This window comes from Arthrobacter echini (assembly GCF_004803505.1).
GTDB classification, from domain to species: domain Bacteria; phylum Actinomycetota; class Actinomycetes; order Actinomycetales; family Micrococcaceae; genus Arthrobacter_D; species Arthrobacter_D echini.
On sequence record NZ_SSWH01000003.1, the window covers coordinates 246,303 to 264,796 of the forward strand.

At 69.2% G+C, this 18,494-nt stretch carries 17 protein-coding genes; 6 read left to right on the forward strand and 11 right to left on the reverse strand.

Annotated features, from left to right (window positions below; all coding sequences use genetic code 11):
- Window positions 1-7: 7 nt before the first annotated feature.
- Window positions 8-1,984 (reverse strand): APC family permease, encoded by a 1,977-nt coding sequence (locus E8P82_RS05225; RefSeq protein ID WP_246020967.1) that lies wholly within the window; start codon window positions 1,982-1,984, stop codon window positions 8-10.
- Between the two features lie 125 nt (window positions 1,985-2,109).
- Between E8P82_RS05225 and E8P82_RS05230 the strand changes: the two genes are divergently transcribed.
- Window positions 2,110-2,784, forward strand: coding sequence for a potassium channel family protein (locus tag E8P82_RS05230; protein ID WP_136453436.1), 675 nt, complete (start codon window positions 2,110-2,112; stop codon window positions 2,782-2,784).
- Window positions 2,781-3,452: a potassium channel family protein gene (locus tag E8P82_RS05235; RefSeq protein WP_136453437.1), complete on the forward strand. Its 672-nt coding sequence runs from the start codon at window positions 2,781-2,783 to the stop codon at window positions 3,450-3,452. Before E8P82_RS05230 ends, E8P82_RS05235 begins: the two co-directional genes overlap by 4 nt.
- 12 nt (window positions 3,453-3,464) lie before the next feature.
- On the opposite strand, the gene E8P82_RS05240 is transcribed toward E8P82_RS05235, so the two are convergent.
- The 4 genes from E8P82_RS05240 to dut all read right to left on the reverse strand — a co-directional run bounded on the left by E8P82_RS05240 (window position 3,465) and on the right by dut (window position 6,124).
- On the reverse strand, window positions 3,465-4,295 hold the full coding sequence (locus E8P82_RS05240; RefSeq protein WP_136453438.1) for a DUF3159 domain-containing protein: 831 nt from the start codon (window positions 4,293-4,295) through the stop codon (window positions 3,465-3,467).
- Between the two features lies 1 nt (window position 4,296).
- A complete protein-coding gene (locus E8P82_RS05245; protein WP_246020969.1) occupies window positions 4,297-4,695 on the reverse strand; it encodes a hypothetical protein in 399 nt (132 codons plus the stop codon).
- A gap of 2 nt (window positions 4,696-4,697) precedes the next feature.
- The gene (locus E8P82_RS05250) at window positions 4,698-5,519 is read right to left on the reverse strand and encodes a DUF3710 domain-containing protein (RefSeq protein ID WP_136453439.1); all 822 of its coding nucleotides are present in this window, start codon (window positions 5,517-5,519) and stop codon (window positions 4,698-4,700) included.
- 80 nt (window positions 5,520-5,599) lie between these two features.
- Window positions 5,600-6,124 (reverse strand): dUTP diphosphatase, encoded by a 525-nt coding sequence (gene dut, locus E8P82_RS05255; protein ID WP_246020970.1) that lies wholly within the window; start codon window positions 6,122-6,124, stop codon window positions 5,600-5,602.
- A 103-nt stretch (window positions 6,125-6,227) separates the two neighbouring features.
- Between dut and E8P82_RS05260 the strand changes: the two genes are divergently transcribed.
- Window positions 6,228-6,704, forward strand: a complete 477-nt coding sequence (locus E8P82_RS05260) for a DUF3093 domain-containing protein (protein ID WP_136453441.1) — start codon at window positions 6,228-6,230, stop codon at window positions 6,702-6,704.
- A gap of 19 nt (window positions 6,705-6,723) precedes the next feature.
- On the opposite strand, the gene E8P82_RS05265 is transcribed toward E8P82_RS05260, so the two are convergent.
- A complete protein-coding gene (locus tag E8P82_RS05265; RefSeq protein WP_246020984.1) occupies window positions 6,724-6,966 on the reverse strand; it encodes a DUF4193 family protein in 243 nt (80 codons plus the stop codon).
- A 274-nt stretch (window positions 6,967-7,240) separates the two neighbouring features.
- On the opposite strand from E8P82_RS05265, the gene sepH reads away from it, so the two are divergent.
- A complete protein-coding gene (gene sepH, locus E8P82_RS05270) occupies window positions 7,241-8,674 on the forward strand; it encodes a septation protein SepH (protein ID WP_136453443.1) in 1,434 nt (477 codons plus the stop codon).
- A gap of 8 nt (window positions 8,675-8,682) precedes the next feature.
- Here sepH and E8P82_RS05275 read toward each other — a convergent pair whose 3' ends face one another.
- The 4 genes from E8P82_RS05275 to E8P82_RS05290 are packed head-to-tail and all read right to left on the reverse strand — an operon-like array spanning window position 8,683 to window position 14,106.
- Window positions 8,683-9,441 (reverse strand): thymidine kinase, encoded by a 759-nt coding sequence (locus E8P82_RS05275; RefSeq protein ID WP_136453444.1) that lies wholly within the window; start codon window positions 9,439-9,441, stop codon window positions 8,683-8,685.
- Entirely contained in the window at window positions 9,434-10,648 is a 1,215-nt protein-coding gene (locus E8P82_RS05280; RefSeq protein ID WP_136453445.1) for an alkaline phosphatase family protein, read from the reverse strand. Before E8P82_RS05280 ends, E8P82_RS05275 begins: the two co-directional genes overlap by 8 nt.
- Window positions 10,649-10,653: 5 nt before the next feature.
- Window positions 10,654-11,331 carry a DUF5998 family protein gene (locus E8P82_RS05285; RefSeq protein WP_136453446.1) on the reverse strand — a complete coding sequence of 226 codons (678 nt, stop codon included), beginning with the start codon at window positions 11,329-11,331 and terminating at the stop codon, window positions 10,654-10,656.
- A 60-nt stretch (window positions 11,332-11,391) separates the two neighbouring features.
- Window positions 11,392-14,106, reverse strand: a complete 2,715-nt coding sequence (locus E8P82_RS05290; protein WP_136453447.1) for a bifunctional acetate--CoA ligase family protein/GNAT family N-acetyltransferase — start codon at window positions 14,104-14,106, stop codon at window positions 11,392-11,394.
- Between the two features lie 123 nt (window positions 14,107-14,229).
- Here E8P82_RS05290 and E8P82_RS05295 point away from each other — a divergent pair, with 123 nt between their 5' ends.
- A complete protein-coding gene (locus E8P82_RS05295) occupies window positions 14,230-16,797 on the forward strand; it encodes a DNA gyrase/topoisomerase IV subunit A (RefSeq protein WP_136453448.1) in 2,568 nt (855 codons plus the stop codon).
- A 31-nt stretch (window positions 16,798-16,828) separates the two neighbouring features.
- Here E8P82_RS05295 and E8P82_RS05300 read toward each other — a convergent pair whose 3' ends face one another.
- On the reverse strand, window positions 16,829-17,899 hold the full coding sequence (locus tag E8P82_RS05300) for a GNAT family N-acetyltransferase (RefSeq protein WP_168796493.1): 1,071 nt from the start codon (window positions 17,897-17,899) through the stop codon (window positions 16,829-16,831).
- A 219-nt stretch (window positions 17,900-18,118) separates the two neighbouring features.
- Here E8P82_RS05300 and E8P82_RS05305 point away from each other — a divergent pair, with 219 nt between their 5' ends.
- Window positions 18,119-18,487: a BlaI/MecI/CopY family transcriptional regulator gene (locus E8P82_RS05305; protein WP_136453449.1), complete on the forward strand. Its 369-nt coding sequence runs from the start codon at window positions 18,119-18,121 to the stop codon at window positions 18,485-18,487.
- Window positions 18,488-18,494 lie beyond the last annotated feature (7 nt).

The window sequence follows — 18,494 nt, forward strand, 5'->3', positions numbered from 1 at the left end:
TGTCTTCCTACTTCAGGTCCTGATAGATGCGCGTCGCGTCCGAGGACGCGAGCTGCCACGGGACGCTGGCGACCATCACCCCGGGCACGAAGTGCAGACGTGCCTTGATGCGCAGTGCGGTCTGGTTGTGGACGAGTTGCTCCCACCATTTTCCCACCACGTACTCGGGGATGTAGACCACGATCAGGTCCCGCGGCGAATCCCGGCGCATGGTCCTGATGTATTCGAGGATCGGTGCGATGGTGTCGCGGTACGGCGAGGCGAGCACGGTGATGGGCACCGGGATCTCGTATCTCTGCCAGTCGGCGAGTGTGGCACGCGTCTGGTCGGGATCGACGTCGACCGTGATCGCGTCCAGGCGCGAGGGTCGGGAGGCCCGGGCGAACGCGAGGGCACGCAGCACCGGCTTGCGGACGTGGGAGACCAGGATCACGGCGTGCACGCGTGAGGGCAGTGCCCGCAGCCTGACGTCGTCGTCGATCGCCAGCTCGCTGGCCACGGAGTCGTAATGTCTCTTGATGCTGCGCATCAGCACGAACAGGACGGCCATCGCGAGCAGCGCGATCCAGGCACCGTACTCGAACTTGGTGATGACGATGACCACCAGCACCGCGGAGGTCAGCCCGAAGCCCAGGGTGTTGATGGCGCGGGACTTGTGCATCCGCCATCGGTTCTGCTTGCCCACGGTACTGCGCAGTTCCCTGTTCCAGTGCCGGATCAGGCCGAGCTGACCTCCGGTGAAGGAGACGAACACCCCGACGATGTACAGCTGGACCAGGGCCGTGACGTCGGCCTGGAAGAGCAGGATCAGCAGCGCAGCGCCCAGACCGAGCGCGATGATCCCGTTGCTGAACGTGAGCCGGTCCCCCCTCGTGCGCAGCTGCCGCGGGAGGTAACCGTCCGTGGCCAGGATGGACGCCAGGACAGGAAAGGCGTTGAACGCCGCATGGGCGGCGAGCAGCAGGATGAGCGCCGTCGCCCCCACGACCAGGTAGAACGCCGGCGAGCCGTCCGTGAGGATCGTCCGGGCCAGCTGACTCACCACGGGCGACTGGACGTAGTCGGCGGGCACGGGACGTCCGTCGAGCAGCAGCTGCGCAGCCGGGTCCTGGACCACGTGGACGCGCGTCGCATTGGCGAGGTAGATGACCCCGGCAAGCATCGCGGCGGACACGAGACCGAGGATCAGCAGTGTGGTCGCGGCGTTGCGGCTCCTCGGTTCCTGGAACCGGGGCACGTTCGCGCCGGGTGCCTCCAGGCCGGTCAGGGCGGCCGCGCCGGCCGAGAACGCGCGCAGGATCAGCAGCGCCCCGGCCAGCCCCACCAGTCCGGCGTCGAGCGCTGCGTCGGGAACGACCTCGAAACGCGAACTCGGCGCCTCGGCGAGCGTCCCCGCGACGGCCTGGACGATTCCCGTGATGCACAGGGCGAAGATGCCGGCGAGGAACGTGTAGGTCACCACAGCGCGGACCCGGACTCCCCGGGTGACGCCGCGCAGGTTCAGCACGACCAGGATCCCCACCCCGACGACGGCCAGTGCGAGCCGGACGTCCGCCAGCGCGGGTGCCAGCGAGACGATGTACTGCGCCGCGGCCGAGACCGACACTGCGACAGTGAGCACGTAGTCGATCATCAGCGCCGCCGCCACCGTGGCCCCGGCCCGTGGACCGATGTTCTGCCTGGCGATCTCGTAGTCCCCGCCGCCGGAAGGGTAGGCGTGGATCCCCTGGCGGTAGGAGGCGACGATGACGAGCAGGACGACAATCACCGCAAGTCCGACCCACGGCGAGATCGCCACCGATGCCACGCCCGCGAGGGCCAGGGTCAGCAGGATCTCGTCGGGCGCGTAGGCCACGGAGGAGAGCGCGCTCGCGGAGAAGACGGGCATGGCCAGACGTTTGGGCAGCGCCTTGTTCCTCAGCCTGTCGCTGGCGAAGGGCCTCCCCACCAGCACCCGCTTGACGGCCTCGAGAAAAGTCAGCACAGCCCACAGACTAGCGCGTCCGTCCACCGGGTCAGCCACTAGGCTTGAGGCCGGTACGGCACGCAGGAGCATGGTCCGTGCCGGGAATCATGCCGGGAATCAGCCAGGAATCAGGAGCGCCACGCGTGGCTCATTTTGTGATCATGGGATGCGGGAGAGTGGGTGTCAGCCTCGCTCACACACTGGACGAATCCGGCCACTCGGTGGCGATCATCGACCAGGACGACCGCGCCTTCCGCAGGCTGCGCGCCTCCTTCGGCGGCCGCAAGGTGACCGGGGTGGGCTTCGACCGCGACACCCTGAAGTCCGCCGAGATCGAGGAAGCCTACGCCTTCGCGGCGGTCTCCAGCGGGGACAACTCGAACATCCTCGCCACCCGCGTGGCGAGGGAGACCTTCCACGTGCCCCACGTGGTCGCGCGCATCTACGATCCGGGGCGCGCCGAGATCTACCAGCGCCTGGGGATACCGACCGTCGCTGCCGTGCGCTGGAGCGCGGACCAGGTCCTGCGCCGCATCCTGCCCGAGCAGACCATCAACGGGGACTTCCGGGAGACCTCCGGCCGGCTGATCCTGGCCGAACTGGCGCTCAGTGAGGCGTGGCTCGGACGATCGCTGCACTCCATCGAGGCGGCCAGCGGTGTCCGCATCGCCTATCTCACCCGTTTCGGCGAGGGCATGCTGCCCACGACGGAGACCAGCTACCAGCAGGGGGATGTTCTCCACGCCATGATGAGGACCACCGCGACGGACGAGATCGGCCGGATCCTTGCTGCAGCACCCAGGGAGGATCTCCAGTGAGGGTCGTCATCGCGGGTGCCGGCAGCGTGGGCTCGTCGATCGCGCGCGAGCTGCTCGGCAACAAGCACGAGATCCTGCTCATCGACGAGAAACCCGAGGTCATCGGCCGCAGCGGCCTCAAGGGAGCGAAGTGGCTGATCGGCGACGCCTGCGAACTGACGACGCTCAAGGACGCCCACCTCGAGGACGCCGATGTCGTGGTGTCGGCGACCGGGGACGACAAGGTCAATCTCGTGGTCTCACTGCTGGCCAAGAGCGAGTTCGGAGTCGGCCGCACCGTGGGCCGGGTCAACAATCCGAAGAACGACTGGATGTTCGACGACTCGTGGGGCGTGGACGTCGCGGTGAACACCCCGCGGCTCATGACGGCCCTCGTGGAGGAGGCGGTGGAGATCGGCGACCTCGTACGCCTGCTCACGTTGCAGACCGGTGTCTCCTCCATCGTGGAGTTCACGGTTCCGCAGGATTCCCCGCTCATCGGCGAGACCCTGGGATCGGTCCCCCTGCCCGAGGACTGCGCCGTCGTGGCGATCCTGCGCGACGACTCGCCCTTCAGCCCCAGCACGGACGACGTGATCGAGGACGGGGACGAGATCTTCCTGCTGGCCGCCATCGCAGCGGAGGATCAGCTGCGTGCGGTCCTTGCCGCGCACAGTGAGGACAGCTAGCAACGGCTATGTTCAGCGAGGCCGGATCCCGTCCGCCTCGGAGGATCCGTCCGCGCTGCCCGGGATCGGGCGTCCCCGGGAGACCAGCCAGGCGAGCCAGATGCCGAGTGCATAGAGCGGCAGACCCATGGCGACGCGGGAGGAACCGAGAGCGGCCACGTTGTCCGCGAGGTAGAGCGGTACCTGGACCACCAGTCGCAGGGCGAGCACCGACACGATGATCCATGTCGCGATGGAGTAGGCCCGGACCCGCACCGGGTCCTTCCGCCACTCGATGCCCTCGTTGCGGATGAACCCGAAGAGCAGACCGGCGAACGGCCACCGGAGGATCACGGAGGCACTCATGGCGATGATGTAGGCGCCGTTGATGAAGAAGCCGGGAAGGAAGAAGTCGGTGGCGTTGCCCGTCCGCTGTGCCACGAAGGCGCAGAACGCCACACCGACCAGGCCGGCGATGGCCTGCGTGAGCGGGGTTCTCGAAACGAGCCGCAGGAGGGCGAAGACCCCGGAGACGGCCAGCGCCGCCACGAGCGAGACCGTCAGGTCCCGGGTGATGGTGAACAGGACGGTGAAGACCAGGCCGGGAGCAATGCTCTCGGACAGACCCTGCGCACCGCCGATGGAGGCCAGGACATCGATCTGTCCCGACGCGCCGCGTCGCACGCCGGACCTCGCCGCGTACTGGGAGGCGACGTCGGCGGCGGTGGGGCCCGCCTGCCGGTCCACCGGGGCCTCGGTGGCGTCGGACTGCACGGCGTCGGGCTGCACGGCGTCGGGCTGCGGAAGCTCGTCGTGGGCAGGGGGATCGGGGAGGTCCCCCGGCTCGCTGGTCGGGTGGCTCATGTCAGTACTCCTGGGGTCGGCCGATGATCTCGTAGCGCGGGTTGTACACCGTGGGGATTCCACCGACCCGGCTGAGCATCCCCTCGAAGCGGAGCGCCACTCCTGCCTGGATGCCGGGAACCTGGCGCTGACCCATCCAGATGATCCGGACGCTCCCGCCCACGCCGCTGACGTCGGTCTGCTCGCTGCGGCCCGTCCCGTCGAGCCGCGCCAGGGCGGAGAACGACGGCGACGACGAGGCAGGGGCGATGGTCACCCGGTCGATGACGCCCCGTACCCTGATCCTGCCACGTTCGGGCAGCTCGGGCGCGGTCGGCGAGCCGTGCTCCGGCTCCAGACCGAGGACGTCGGACGGCCCCTGGAGGTGGGCCGAACGTGGCGCGTAGCGGTGGGACGGCACTGCTAACGGGTCTCGGTGATCTCCGGTCCGCGCTCCAGCGGATCGAGGTCGTTCTTCCGGGTCGTCCCGGCTCCTGGAGCGGTGGGTGCGGCAGCAGCGTTGCTCGGCACCTTGAGCTGCAGCAGTTCGCGAGGCGGCAGGGGGTGATCACCGCGTACCACGACGACGCTGCGGAAGAGCTGTTCCATGGGTGCCGCGGCCCGGGACTGAAGCGCGGCCGGGCCGCCGATGACGCCCCTGAGGAACCAGCGCGGGCCGTTCACGCCGACGAAGCGTGCCACGCGCACCCCTGCCTGGCCGTCGGGGGTCTGCGCGGGGACCTTGGCGAGAAGTTCGGTGCCGAGTACCCCCGGACGCTCCTCGACGGTTCCACCCTGGGAGCCGATCGAGACCCCGATCTGCTCGCGGATCTCGTCCCACAGACCCTCCGTCTTCGGAGCAGCGAAGGCCTGCAGCTGGAGTGTCGAGCCGCCCAGATCCAGGGTCACCGCGATGACCCGCTTGCTGCGCTCCTCGACCTCCAGCCGCAACTGCAGTCCCTGGGCCGCTCCGATCCTCAGTGCACCGAGATCGATGTACCCGGCCTCGGTGTCCTGCTCGGAGGCGTCGAAGGGCCCGAGCGAGGCTCGAGCGTAGTCCTCACTGGACACCCGGTCCTGCGCTGGTGCCGGTCCGTCGAGCGACGTCGCCTGGGCAACGGGCGTCGCGACGACGTCGTCGGCCGACTCAGCGGTGCCGGATGCACCGGTGTCGGGTGCATCAGCTGTATCGGCTGCGTCGACTGTGTCCTTCTGCTTGTTCTTCCTGGAACGCCCGAAAGCCATGGCGTAGTCCTTTCCTGCTGTGTCGGTTCGGATGCGGGTGGGCCGAGGAAGCCTGCGGTTCTCCGGCGGTGGCGCACCACTCAGCCGTCGACTGGCGCGTCCACGGCGTTCTTGTCCTGGTCCGGACCCTGGTTCTGATCAGGGTCGGCCCTTCCGAAGCCGCCCGTGGATCCGAAGCCGCCGGTGCCCCGGGCACTGGGGGGCAGGCGGTCCACCGCGGTGAAGACCGCATGCTCCACCCGTTGGATCACCAGTTGGGCGATGCGGTCGCCCCGGTCCAGACGCACCGTCTGCGATCGATCGGTGTTGAGCAGGCAGACCCTGATCTCGCCGCGGTAGCCGGAGTCGACGGTGCCCGGAGCATTGACGATCGTGACGCCGTGCCGCGAGGCCAGACCGGACCTCGGATGCACCAGGCCCACGTACCCGAGCGGCAGTGCGAGCGCCACACCTGTCGGGACGAGCTCTCGTGCACCCGGTTCCAGCACGACGTCGACAGCGGTACGGAGGTCGGCCCCGGCGTCACCCTCGGTGGCGTACGAGGGCGGCTCGAGGCCGTCGTCGAGCATCATGATCTGGACCGGAAGGCCCTGCTGTAAACCCATTGACCGCATCTCCAACGCAACCTGTCCGGTGACCCAGCCCCCTACTTTAGCCCCTTCGCCCGGACGGAACCTGTCCCCGCCGAAAGAGTGGAATGCTGGAGTCATGTCCAGCTCGCCAGGAAAAGTACCCCCGAACGCACCCGAGAAGGCCGTCCTCTACCAGGAGCGTCTGTGGCCCTCCTTCTGGGTCTGGGTGATCGCGGCCGGCTTCTCCGCTGCGACCATCGTGATGTTCGCGCCGATCTCCCTGTGGGTGGGCTACACCGTCGCTGCCGTTGTGGCGGTGGTGATCCTCATCCTGCTCATCCTGTCCACACCGCTCATCGAAGTCACGCGGGACTCCCTGCAGGTGGGCCGCGCGAGCATCGAGCGCACGTACGTCGGGGAAGTGTCGTGGTTCGCCGGTGAGGACGCCACCTATCAGCGCGGGCGGGGGCTCAACGGTCTGGCGTACCTGTGTATCAGGGGCTGGATCTCGCCGGTGGTGCGGATCGAGGTCGTCGACCCCGAGGACCGCACGCCCTACTGGCTCACGTCCTCCCGCAACCCGGAGCGCCTCGTCGCCGCACTGGGCGGCTGAACGGCCCTCTCCGCCCGGGTCAGCCCCTGCAGTCGACGCAGTGGAGCACGCCGTCGTTCTCCAGTGCGATCTGCGATCGATGGCGCACCAGGAAGCACGAGGCGCAGGTGAACTCGTCCGCCTGCGCGGGCAGGATCTGCACCGCGACCTCCTCGCCGGAGAGATCAGCTCCCGGAAGATCGAACGCATCGGCCGCGGCGATCTCCTCGTCGTCGATCGCGGGCTGCAGGGCCCGGTCCGTCGCAGTGACCGCTGATGTCACTGCCCGTGCTGTCGTGCCCGCCGATGTCCAGCGCACTGGTGTCTCCATGTCCCTCACGGTGCCTTCCGTCGGATCCGGTCCTGCCCTGTCCGGGTGGACTCCACTCGGCTCCCACAACGCCGGACGCGGTGCATTTGTGCCCGGCGCCGGTCGGGCGCCGGGACGCCGCACCCGGTGCATAGTAGGAATGACCGCGATTCAGTGGCACAGTTTCATCTAGGTCCACCCAGAGTCATCTGGGTCTGTCCAGGATCACCGTCGGCTGGAGGAATTGATGCAGGAGTTACGCCTGGTGGGCGTCCAGGAGGACGGCAACCATCTGCTGTTGAGCAGTGAGCAGGGAGTGTCCTTCCGCCTGCCCGTCGACGATGCGCTGCGTCGCGCCGCCTCGATGTCCGCCGCCTCGATGTCCGCCGCCTCGATGTCCGCTGCCTCCGAGTCCGCGCCGCCGGAGCCGCCACCGGCTCCGGCGAGGCCCGTCGCTCCGCGCGCCAGAGCGAACCGGGCTCCGATCCCGCTGACTCCGCGGGACATCCAGGCACGCATCCGCGCCGGCGCGTCGGCCGAACAGGTCGCCGACGACTCGGGCCTGGAACTCGCGCACGTGCAGCGCTACGAGGGACCCGTCCGCGCCGAACGCGAGTACGTGGCGTATCTGGCGCAGCGCGTGGAAGTGGCATCACCGCTGCCCAGCCATGACGGCTATCGCTCGGCGTTCGGGGACAGCCCGGCGCTGCTCGGGGACATGGTCGCCCACCGTGCCCAGGAGTTCGGCGTGGACCAGTCCGACCTCGAGTGGGACTCGTGGCGCCGCGCGGACGGAGCGTGGCACGTGGAGGTGGCGTTCGAGCTACCCGACGATTCCCGGGTGGACCTGGGAGAACAGCCACCGGCCCAGTGGACGTACAATCCGACCCGGAAGACCGTCACGAATGCCAACAGGTGGGCGCAGGTGCTCAGCGAACTCGAGCCGCTCGACGGCCCCCTGCCCTCCCGGCGCCTGAGCGCCGTCGTCGACCGGGTCTTCGATTTCGAGGCGGACACGGCCGACGCCGGCACCGGTGACGCGGAGGGCTCCACCGACACCGACCAGGACGGACTGCTCGATGTGCTCCGCTCGCGCAGGGGCCAGCGGTTGGGTGCCGACGAGGACGGCGACGACGCGCTCGCCGAGCTGCTGACCCGAGGCAGTATCCCCGCTGCACACCCCCGCACCGGAGACGTCCCTGCCGCGGAGGACCAGGGTGAGTCCGGTTCCGCCGGCCCCGGCGTCACCGTCCCCGGCCTGAGCCTGGCTCCGCCGACCGATGGGCCCGACGATGACGCCACCGGGCAGGAGAGCGCGTTCAACGCGGACGGGACCCCCAGGCTCTACGAGGGGGTGAGCGTCGAGACCCGCGAGATCAGCTTCTTCGCGCACCCTGCCCGCGGACCCCGCCCGCAGTCACAGTCTTCGACGGGAACGGGGACGGGAACGGGCACGGATCGGGGGGCGGGAGATCGGTCGAAGGACCCGTCCGCGCAGGAGACCGGCGAACGGACCGCGCGGGAGGGCAGGCGGAACACAGGCAGGACCGAGGGCAGGAACACCGAGGCCGGCGAGGAGCGCAAGGAACCGGCCGAGCCGACCTCGGACCGCCGGCCCAAGCCCAAGCGCTCAAGCGTGCCGAGCTGGGACGACATCGTGTTCGGCCGGAAGAGCGACTAGCGGCGCTCTCAGCGCGCGCTGCGATCGAGTGCCGCGTCGGGCTGCACCGGGGCGGCGGATCTCCGTGACTGCTCGGCGTCGAACGGGAGCGGCACCTCGTTCGCGTACCGGGACAGGGACGATCTCGAGGTGTGCCTGCCCATGTGATGGGCCCGGCACAGGGTCTCGTAGCCGACGACCGGCTCGGCGGAGGGACCCTCCTGTCCCCGGTCCTGGTCAGCTGCGGTCGCCATGGAAGCATCCACGTCACCGACCACCATCTGGTCCCCCTCGACGACCATGACGCCGTCGAGCGTGCGCGCATTGTGCGTGGCACGCTTGCCGCACCAGCACAGGGCCTCGACCTGCAGGACCTGGACGCGATCGGCGAGCTCGATCAGCCGCTGTGAGCCGGGGAACAGACGGGTACGGAAATCGGAGGTGATGCCGAAGCAGAAGACGTCGATCCCCATCTCGTCCACGACCCGGGCCAGCTGGTCTATCTGGTGCGTCGTGTAGAACTGGGCTTCGTCGCAGACGAGGTAGTCGATCCGGGCTCCCATGGTCCGTCGAACGGTCAGCTCCACCCAGAAGTCGGTTCCGGTGGAGACCTCCACCGCCGCCGCGCGCAGTCCGAGACGGCTCGAGATGGTGGACTCCCCGCCCCGGTCGTGGGAACTGAAGAGGACCCCGCGCCGTCCGCGGGCCCTGTGGTTGTGGTCCATCTGCAGCGCCAGGGTGGACTTGCCGCTGTCCATGGTGCCCGAGAAGAAGACGAGCTCAGCCACGACCGCCTCCCCTCCGGCCAGTCCTGCTCCGCCGGGACGAGGACTGCACGCTCTCCGATCCGATCCTCAGCAGCGGGATCTCCCGCTCCACGCGTGTCAGGGAGCCGTGGTGCCCGATCATGGCGAAGGCTGCGGGTTCGGTCCGTCGCCCGTCGAAGAGGGCGACGGGCTCCCTGGCCAGGACGAGCAGATCGCCGATCCGGGGCAGTACGGTTTCGCTCACGTCGCCGAAGTACCCCCGCCGGACGGCGTCGTCCCGAGAGAGGATCCATGCGCGCGATCCGAAGGCCTCGTGCCAGCGCGTTGCCAGTGCGGCCCGTGCGGCGTCGTCGAGGTCCGGTTCGAGGTGGAGGTGGAGCATGCGCGGCTCACCGGCGGTGTGCGCGACGCCCTCGATCAGTCCGGCCTGCTCCGAGTAGTCGATACGCCCGGAGACCGGCACATCCACCATGCCGTGGTCCGCGCTCAGGAGCAGGAGCGTGTCGGGCGGTAGCCGCCGGGCGAGGAGCCTCACCGCCGCGTCGAGGTCCTCGAGGACCCGGATCCACTCCGTGGACGCGACCCCGTACCGGTGGCCGGCCTTGTCGAGGTCGTTGAGGTAGAAGTACATCAGGGCCCTCGGATCGGCGGCCAGGTGCTCGGCCGCGGCATCGATCCGGGCGTGGATCGTGGCGGCCCCGACGAAGCGGCCGCCGCGCAGTGCCGCCCTGGTCATCGGTGAATCGGCGAAGCGGGGCTCACCCACGGTGATGACCGGCAGGTGCTCCGCCGCACGTTCGAAGACCGTGGGGTGCGGCTGCCAGCCGAGCGGGTCGACGCCGCTGTCCCAGCGTCCGAGCATGTTCACCACGCGGTCCTGGGCGGGATCCAGCACGTCGTACCCGACCAGCCCGTGTCTGCCCGGCGGCAGGCCCGTGCCGAAGCTGGCCAGCGACGCGGCCGTCGTCGAGGGGAAGGCAGCGGTGAGCTTCTGCACCGAATCGAGGTGCTGCCGCAGGAACGGGGCGTGGGCGGCATGCTTGGTGAGCAGGAGCAGCCCGAGACCGTCGACCATCACGACGACCACACGCCGTGCGCCCGGCAGCCCGAGGGCATTGGTGAATCCCGGGACGCCCAGCGCGGCCGCCGAACTGGTCATCACCTCGGCCACGGTGGACACCCCGTAGGCCGGCGCTGCCGGAGGAGGCTCGCGGTGCGGAGTACTCATGCAGGCTACCGCTGGTGGTGGGCCCGGGTGAACCGTCCACCGAACCCGGGCTGGCGGCGCGTGGAGACGTCGCCGGGACCTGCGTAGCCACTGGAGCTGGGGCTGGCGGTGTTGACCTTACGCAGTGCCCGCGCGAAGGCCTTGGCGTTCTGCACCGCCTGTGCGCCGTCCGCCTCGGCACTGACCCGCAGCACGATGTCCTCCTGCGCCACGGTGCCGGTGTAGCCGTGGTCGGCCTCGCACTGGGGATCACCGCAGGTCGCCGGTCCCAGGTCGAGCCGCTGGCCGCCCGACCAGGCGATCGCGAGGGTCAGCTCCCTGACCTGGTCACTGGGCTTGTAGTCCTGCGGCTGGGCGTACAGATAGCTCAGCACCACGGAACGGATCTGGCTGACGGGTACCGATTCGGTGGAGATCTGCGCCATCACCTGCTCGCCGGCCTCGTCGAGCTCCTGATCGTCCACGTGCGTGATGACGAGCATGTCCTCGGTGAGCACGAGCACGGTGATGTGACGGTGCACCTCGGTGCGCTCGAAGTGTGTCTCGAGATGGGCCACGTGGGACAGTGGCTCGCGGCCGTCGAGGGCATCATGGACGACGTCGGCGACGAGACGGGGGTAGAAGCCTGTGCGCTCGAGGGACGCATCGAGGTCGCGCCGCTGGGCGGAGAGCGATGGGGTCATGTGCCCCAGTTTCCCCCACCGGGCGCCCCAGTGCCTAACTGCCCGTCCCTGGCCGGTGGATCAGTCGCGCATGGCACGTCGCGCACTGTCCGTACGCCGCTGCGGGTTGCCGACGTCGATCGCTGCGGCGAGGACTCGGACACCGGAGGTCGCCGCGAGGACCGGCGTGAGATCGATCCGGGCGATCTCGGGGTGGTTGTCCTTGAGCAGTGCCACCCGCGCCACGAGGTCCTCCAGGGCCGTAACGTCCGCCGGCGGCAGGCCCTGGTACCCGAAGAGCTTGCGCGCCGCCCGTGGTGCGCGGACCAGATCCGCGACGTCGCCCGTACTCAGGGGAGGTACGGCGTGTGCCCAGTCGTCGAGGAGATTGACGGCGTCCCCGGCGAGGCCGAAGGACACCACGGGGCCCATCAGGGGATCCTCGATCGCCTGGATGCTGCACGCCTGGCCCGACGGTGCCATGGACTGGACCTCCATGCCGAAGCTGCCGAACGGAGCCAGGGCCTTCTCCATCCGGGTGATGTTCTCCCGCAGGGACTGCGCGTCCTCGATGCTCAGCCGGACACCGCCCAGATCGAGGCGATGCCGCAGGTGCTCGTCCATGGTCTTCAGCGCGACCGGCCACCCGAGACGCGAGGCCTCCCGGACGGCCTCGTCCGCCGAGGAGAAGCGCGCCGAGGGCAGCAGGGCGATGCCGTAGGCGTCCAGCAGGGACGTACTCTCCTCCGCCGTGAGGCGGGTCAGTTCGACGTCGGTCACCCGGGTGCGCACCCGGGCCAGAAGACGCGCGGCGTCGTCGGCATCGATGCCGTCCGGGTCCAGGAACTCCCCGTGGTCCCGCGTGCGCCAGAGCGAGTAGCGCACCACGGCTCCGAGTGCGGCCAGGGCCGCGCCGGGGCTGCGGAAGCACGGCAGACCGCGCTGCAGGGGCGGTGTGGTCTCCTGGTCCGCGGTGCGCCGGTCGGACGACGCCGGCGCGGCCACGAGCCCGTCCAGCTGGAGACCGGCCTGGAGGATGCCGGTGAAGGAGGCGATGACGGGCTTGCCTGCGAGCTCGCCGCACTGCTGCAGGCGGCCAGCGATGGACTCGGCGCTCAGTCCCCGCGCCGGCAGCGTCGTGACGATCAGGGCGTGAACGGCGTCGTCCTCGAGTGCCTTCCGCACCGCCGAGGTCAGGGCCGGCAGGGCCACGGACTGCCCGGTGTCGAGCTGCAGCGAGCTCTCGAGCAGCGCCACGGTCATGCCCTGGGCCTCGACGGCGTCGGCAACCACCTTGCCGAGGGCCGGGGAGTTGCTGAGCACGGCCACTCCGGACCCCCGGGGCAACGGCTGACTCGCCACGATCTGCGCGATGTCCATCAGCTGCTCCGTCGTCTCCACCCGCATGACACCGGACTGGCGGAGCATCGCGTCGAGGGCACCCGACGGTGCCTGCGAGGTCCGGACGGCATGACCGGGTGGCAGCTGCAGGCCGGTGACATCGGACTTGGCGACGATGACCGGTTTCGTCCGGGCCAGACGTCGGGCGATCCGGGAGAACTTCCTCGGATTGCCGATCGACTCGAAGTACAGGCCCACCGCGCGCGTGGAGGGGTCGTCCTCCCAGAACTGCATGGCGTCGTTGCCCGACACATCGGCACGATTGCCGGCCGAGATCACGGAGGAGACACCGAGACCGCGCCGGTGAGCGCTGGCGTACAACAGCACACCGAGGCCCGCGGACTGGCTGAACAGCGACAGGGCGCCTGCCTCGGGCAGCTCCGGTGCCATCGAGGCATTGAGCCGGATCGCCGGGTCCGTGTTCACGAGTCCGAGCGAGGCGGGCCCGACCACGCGCATCCCGGAGGCCCTGGCCCTGCGCACGAGCGCCCGCTGGCGCACCGGTCCGTCGCCGCCGTCGTAGCCGGCCGTCGCGATCAGCAGTCCCTTCACGCCGGCCCGGGCACACTCGTCCACGACCGTGTCGACGGAATCCTGCGGGACGGCGATCACGGCCAGGTCGACCGGCTCCGGTACATCCACGATCGATGCGTACGAGATCATGCCCTGCAGTTCGAACGCCTCATGGTTGACCGCGACCACGCGACCCGTGAATCCGCCCTCGATCAGATGCTCCAGGAACGCCTGACCCACGCTCCCGGGCTCGCGGCTCGCTCCGATGACCGCGACCGACGACGGCGTGAGCAGTTCGGACATGCTGCGGGCCTCGGCGCGGTGCTCCCGCGCCTCCATGACGGCGCGGGACTTCCGGGTGGGATCGATGTCGAAGCCGAGCATGACGACGCCGTCGTCGAAATTCCGGCTCACCTCGTACCCTGCTTCGGCGAAGACGGTGATCATCTTCCGGTTCTCGGGCAGCACCTCGGCCGTGAAGCGCCCGATCCCGTTCTCGAGGGCGGCGGCGGCGAGGTGCTCGAGCAGGATGGAACCGAGTCCGCGGCCCTGGTAGGAGTCCGAGACGTTGAACGCGACCTCCGCCTCGAACGGGTCGTCGAGCCTGTCGTAACGACCGATGCCGATGATCCGGTCTCCCCGGGTGATCACGAACGCGACCCGGTCATGATGGTCCACCTCGGTGAAGCGCCTGAGTTCCTTCGCACTCAGCTTCGCCTTGTAGGTGAAGAATCGGAGGTAGATCGAGTTCTGGGACTGCCGGACGTGGAAGTCCTGCACGGCATCGGCGTCCGATGGCAGGATCGGCCGGAGGTGGGCTGTTCCGCCATCGCGGAGGATGACATCGGCCTCCCAGTAGGAGGGGTACTGTCCGTCCGCCATAGACTCAGGGTAGTCGGCATCCCCTGATCATGCGTCGCACCGCGTCCGGGGCGGCCCGCGGATCGCGGGCACACGCCGCGAACCTGCTTCCGTCCATCGAGTTGTTGAGGAACCGCCACGCACATGGCCAGGCGCCAGAAGTCCGCACCGCCGGAGGATTACACCGAGAACATCATCGAGATCGACGTCGAGACGGAGATGGAGGAGTCGTTCCTCGAGTACGCCTACTCGGTGATCTACTCGCGCGCACTCCCCGACGCCCGCGACGGGCTCAAACCCGTCCAGCGGCGCATCCTGTACATGATGACCGACATGGGCCTGCGACCGGATCGCGGCCACGTGAAGTCCGCCCGTGTGGTCGGCGAGGTCATGGGCAAGCTGCACCCCCACGGGGACAGCGCCATCTACGACGCCATGGTGCGCATGGCCCAGGACTTCTCCCTCAGGCTCCCGCTCATCGACGGCCACGGCAACTTCGGCTCGCTCGACGACGGTCCGGCTGCCGCCCGCTACACCGAGGCCCGCCTCGCCGCACCGGCATTGACCATGACGGACCACCTCGACGAGGACGTCGTCGATTTCGTCCCGAACTACGACAATCAGCTCACCCAGCCCGAGGTACTACCGGCCGCCTTCCCCAATCTGCTCGTGAACGGCGCCAGCGGGATCGCCGTCGGCATGGCCACGAACATGGCACCGCACAATCTGGGCGAGATCATCGCTGCGGCCCGCCACCTGATCCAGCACCCCGATGCGTCTCTTGAGGACCTGATGCGGATCGTGCCCGGTCCGGATCTTCCCAGCGGCGGCAGGATCGTGGGGCTCGGCGGGATCAGGGACGCCTATGCGAGCGGTCGGGGATCCTTCAGGACCAGGGCTTCGGTGAGCGTGGAGCAACTCTCAGCCCGTCGTACCGGGCTCGTCGTCACCGAACTGCCGTACACGGTGGGTCCGGAGAAGGTGATCGAGCGGATCAAGGACGCCGTGACGGCGAAGAAGCTCCAGGGCATCTCGGACATCGTGGATCTCTCGGACCGCACCCACGGGCTGCGCCTGGTGATCGAGCTGAAGAACGGCTTCAATCCCGCCGCGGTGCTGGATCAGCTCTACCGCTTCACGCCGATGGAGGATTCCTTCGGCATCAACAACGTGGCGCTCGTGGACGGCCAGCCCCGCACGCTGGGGCTCGTCGAGCTGCTGCAGGTGTATCTCGACCACAGGATCCTGGTGGTCCGCCGCCGGACCTCCTATCGACTGCGACGCAAGCGCGAGCGGCTGCATCTCGTCGAGGGCCTGCTCATCGCCATCGTCGACATCGACGAGGTCATCCAGATCATCCGGTCCTCGGACGAGGCCGCCGCCGCGCGAACCAGGCTCAGGGCGATCTACGATCTGTCCGAGGTGCAGGCCGACTACATCCTGGAGCTGCGCCTGCGCCAGCTGACGAAGTACTCGCGCGTCGAGCTCGAGAAGGAGCAGCACCAGCTGCGCCTCGAGATCGCGGAGCTGGAAGCCGTTCTCGGATCGGAGGAACGCCTGCGCACGCTGGTCTCGACCGAGCTCGCCGAACTGTCCGGGACGTTCGCCACACCGCGTCGCACGGTGCTGCTCGAGTCCGAGGCCGCCGCGCCGCTCAAGGACCACCTTCCGGCTCCCGGTCGGACGGCGAAGGCGGTTCTGCCGCTGGAGGTTCCGGACGATCCCTGCTGGGTCCTGCTCTCGACCTCCGGACAGCTGGCCCGCACCTCCACGCGTGAGCCCCTCGCGGACGGTCAGCGGAGCAGACACGATGTTCTCACCTCCGTGGTCGCCTCGACCGCCCGCGGTGAGGTGTGCGCCGTGACGAGCGCCGGACGGATGATCCGCCTCCAGGTGGTGGACCTGCCCGCACTGCCTCCGTTCAACGGCACGCCGAACCTCGCGGGCGGGGTGTCGTCCAAGGAGTTCATCACGCTGGAACGGGGCGAGAGGCTTGTCGGGCTGGCAGCACTGACCGAGGTGGTGGCTCTCGGCACCGTGCAGGGCGTGGTGAAACGGGTCCAGCCCGAGTATCCGTTGAACCGGGACGACTGGGAGATCATCTCGCTCAGGCCCAAGGACGCCGTGGTGGGTGTCGCGACAGCCTCGGACCAGGACCAGCTGGTGTTCATCACCGCTCACGCGCAATTGCTCCGGCTCCCCGCGGCGGCCGTGCGGGCGCAGGGCCGGATGGCCGCCGGGATGACGGGCATGAAGCTGTCCGCCGGTGACAGGGTGCTCCACTTCGGTTCGGTCGCGGGCGGGGACGACCGGGCCGTGGTGGTCACCGTCACCGCGGCGAGCGCCGGCGCACCCGACGCGGCGCAGGGATCGGCGAAAGTGACCGAGCTCGAGGAGTACCCGGTCAAGGGCCGGGCCACCGCCGGGGTACGGGCACATCGGTTCCTGCGCGGAGAGGACGCCCTGGCCCTGGCCTGGGCGGGCCACGGCCCCGCCCGTGCAGCATCCGCCAACGGCGTTGCGCGTGCACTGCCCACCGAGCACGGTCGACGCGACGGCTCAGGGGTTCCCCTCACCCAACGCATCGACGCCGTCGGGCCGAGCCTGTCCGGGCTCGTGGAAGCACCTGATGCGGGCTCGGCCGTCTCCACCGCACCCTCGGTCCCGCCGCGGGCTGCTGCGCCGGACGACGGACAGGGCACCCTGCTGTAGTCGGTGCTGACAGTGCCGGCCGGCTGCCGCGCTACTGCACGCCCTCGGTGGGTCTCGGCGAGGTGTCCGCAACGAGCGGCAGATCGAAGACGATCGAGCGCTGTGTCGGCTCGTACCCCATGCGCTCGTAGAGACCCAGCGCGCCCGAGGGGTTCTCGGTGTCCACGCCCAGTCCGGCGTTGGCCATGCCCGCGGCGCGATAGCGCTTCATCGCCTCGGTGAGCAGCGACGCCGCGAGCCCCTTCCCGCGCCAGGACCTCCGCACGCCGAGGAGATCCGTGTACCCCTCGGAATGGCCGAGAAGTCGCTCGGACTCCGGATCGTGACTGGCCAGCTGGTACGCGACCACCTCGTCCTTCCCCGGGTCCAGCAGAGCCAGGCTCCAGTCGCTGCGGAACTCGGGATGGGCGATGGTGAACTGCCATGACTCGCGGTCCCGTGGCTCGCTCCCCCAATGGTCCCGGAACGCGTCGTTGTGGGCGAGCCGCACGAGCTCGGCGATGTTCCGGTCTGCTCCGTCGGCGAAACTCACCAGTTCCAGCTCCCCGGGGAACGGCAGGTCACGGATGGGCTGATCGAGCGGCCTGGTCATCTCGGTGAAGTAGCGCACGATCTCACTGCCCGACGCCGCGAGCAGGCCCAGGTGCGACCGGTTGTTCTCCTCGACGTAGTTGCGCAGGATACCTACTGTCCGGCCGGTCTCGCGCAGGCGCTCAATGGCCCGCCATGCCTGCCAGGCGAACACTGCGCGCCCGAGGCCCCGTCGGCGCCACTGCGGATCGACGCCGCCTGCGCCGTGCACGAGGGAGGATCCCGGGTTCATCGAGAGCCGGCCGAAGGCGCGTGGCACGCCGTCGTCGTCGAATCCCGCGACGGTGTCCCGGCGGGGGTCGTTCTTCGATGCGTGGAGCGCCTGCTCGAGATCGGCCCGCTGTTCCACCCAGTCCGGCTCGTCCACGGCGGCGATGCGCTGGATCAGCCCGAGCCAGGCATCGATGTCGGCGTGGGTCAGGGGCCGCCACCGGAGGATCCCGGGTAGCACCGGGGCGGCGTCGGATTCGTCGTGTCCGGCCCCGTCCGGGCCGGGGTCGGTCGTTCTCATGGTTCCATCCTATTCCAGCGCGCTATTCCAGCGCGTCCAGCGCGCCCGCGCCTCGGGCGCGCTCCGAGGCGGTCCTCGCCCGTACCCGACTCTTCTACAGGGAGTAGAAACCCGTCCTCCGACGCTGTATCTTTGTAGTCCGGGTCTCCACCGTTTTCCGCGCGTGGAGCGTCGCCGGTCCCGGTACCGATCGCATCACAGAGGAATCGAAGGAAGACCATGGCAACGCTCGGAGACCTCGAACGCACGGTAATGGATCTGCTGTGGGCCACGACGGAGGCGACGACCGCGAACGAGCTGCGCGATGCCATCGCCGAGGCACCGGCGCCGGAGGCAGGACGCGAACTCGCCGTGACCACGGTGCTCACCGTGCTCTCGCGGCTGGAGAAGAAGGGTCTCGTGGAACGGGAGCGCGACAGCCGCCCTCACCGCTACCGCGCCGTGACGTCCCGTGAGGACCATACCGCCGAACTGATGCATGAGGTGCTGGTCACCGCGCCGGATCGCGACGCCGTCCTCGCCCGCTTCATCGGCAGCGTGTCCGAGGCCGAGGCCCAGACACTGCGCACTCTGCTCGGCGGCAGCTGACCCGTCG

Bases quoted from the DNA above. Each gene is read 5' to 3' on its own strand.
- E8P82_RS05240 (WP_136453438.1), bottom strand. From the start codon at position 4,295: ATGAGCCACCCGACCAGCGAGCCGGGGGACCTCCCCGATCCCCCTGCC.
- E8P82_RS05250 (WP_136453439.1), bottom strand. From the start codon at position 5,519: ATGGCTTTCGGGCGTTCCAGGAAGAACAAGCAGAAGGACACAGTCGAC.
- dut (WP_246020970.1), bottom strand. From the start codon at position 6,124: ATGGGTTTACAGCAGGGCCTTCCGGTCCAGATCATGATGCTCGACGAC.
- E8P82_RS05260 (WP_136453441.1), top strand. From the start codon at position 6,228: ATGTCCAGCTCGCCAGGAAAAGTACCCCCGAACGCACCCGAGAAGGCC.
- sepH (WP_136453443.1), top strand. From the start codon at position 7,241: ATGCAGGAGTTACGCCTGGTGGGCGTCCAGGAGGACGGCAACCATCTG.
- E8P82_RS05280 (WP_136453445.1), bottom strand. From the start codon at position 10,648: ATGAGTACTCCGCACCGCGAGCCTCCTCCGGCAGCGCCGGCCTACGGG.
- E8P82_RS05285 (WP_136453446.1), bottom strand. From the start codon at position 11,331: ATGACCCCATCGCTCTCCGCCCAGCGGCGCGACCTCGATGCGTCCCTC.
- E8P82_RS05290 (WP_136453447.1), bottom strand. From the start codon at position 14,106: ATGGCGGACGGACAGTACCCCTCCTACTGGGAGGCCGATGTCATCCTC.
- E8P82_RS05295 (WP_136453448.1), top strand. From the start codon at position 14,230: ATGGCCAGGCGCCAGAAGTCCGCACCGCCGGAGGATTACACCGAGAAC.
- E8P82_RS05300 (WP_168796493.1), bottom strand. From the start codon at position 17,899: ATGAGAACGACCGACCCCGGCCCGGACGGGGCCGGACACGACGAATCC.
- E8P82_RS05305 (WP_136453449.1), top strand. From the start codon at position 18,119: ATGGCAACGCTCGGAGACCTCGAACGCACGGTAATGGATCTGCTGTGG.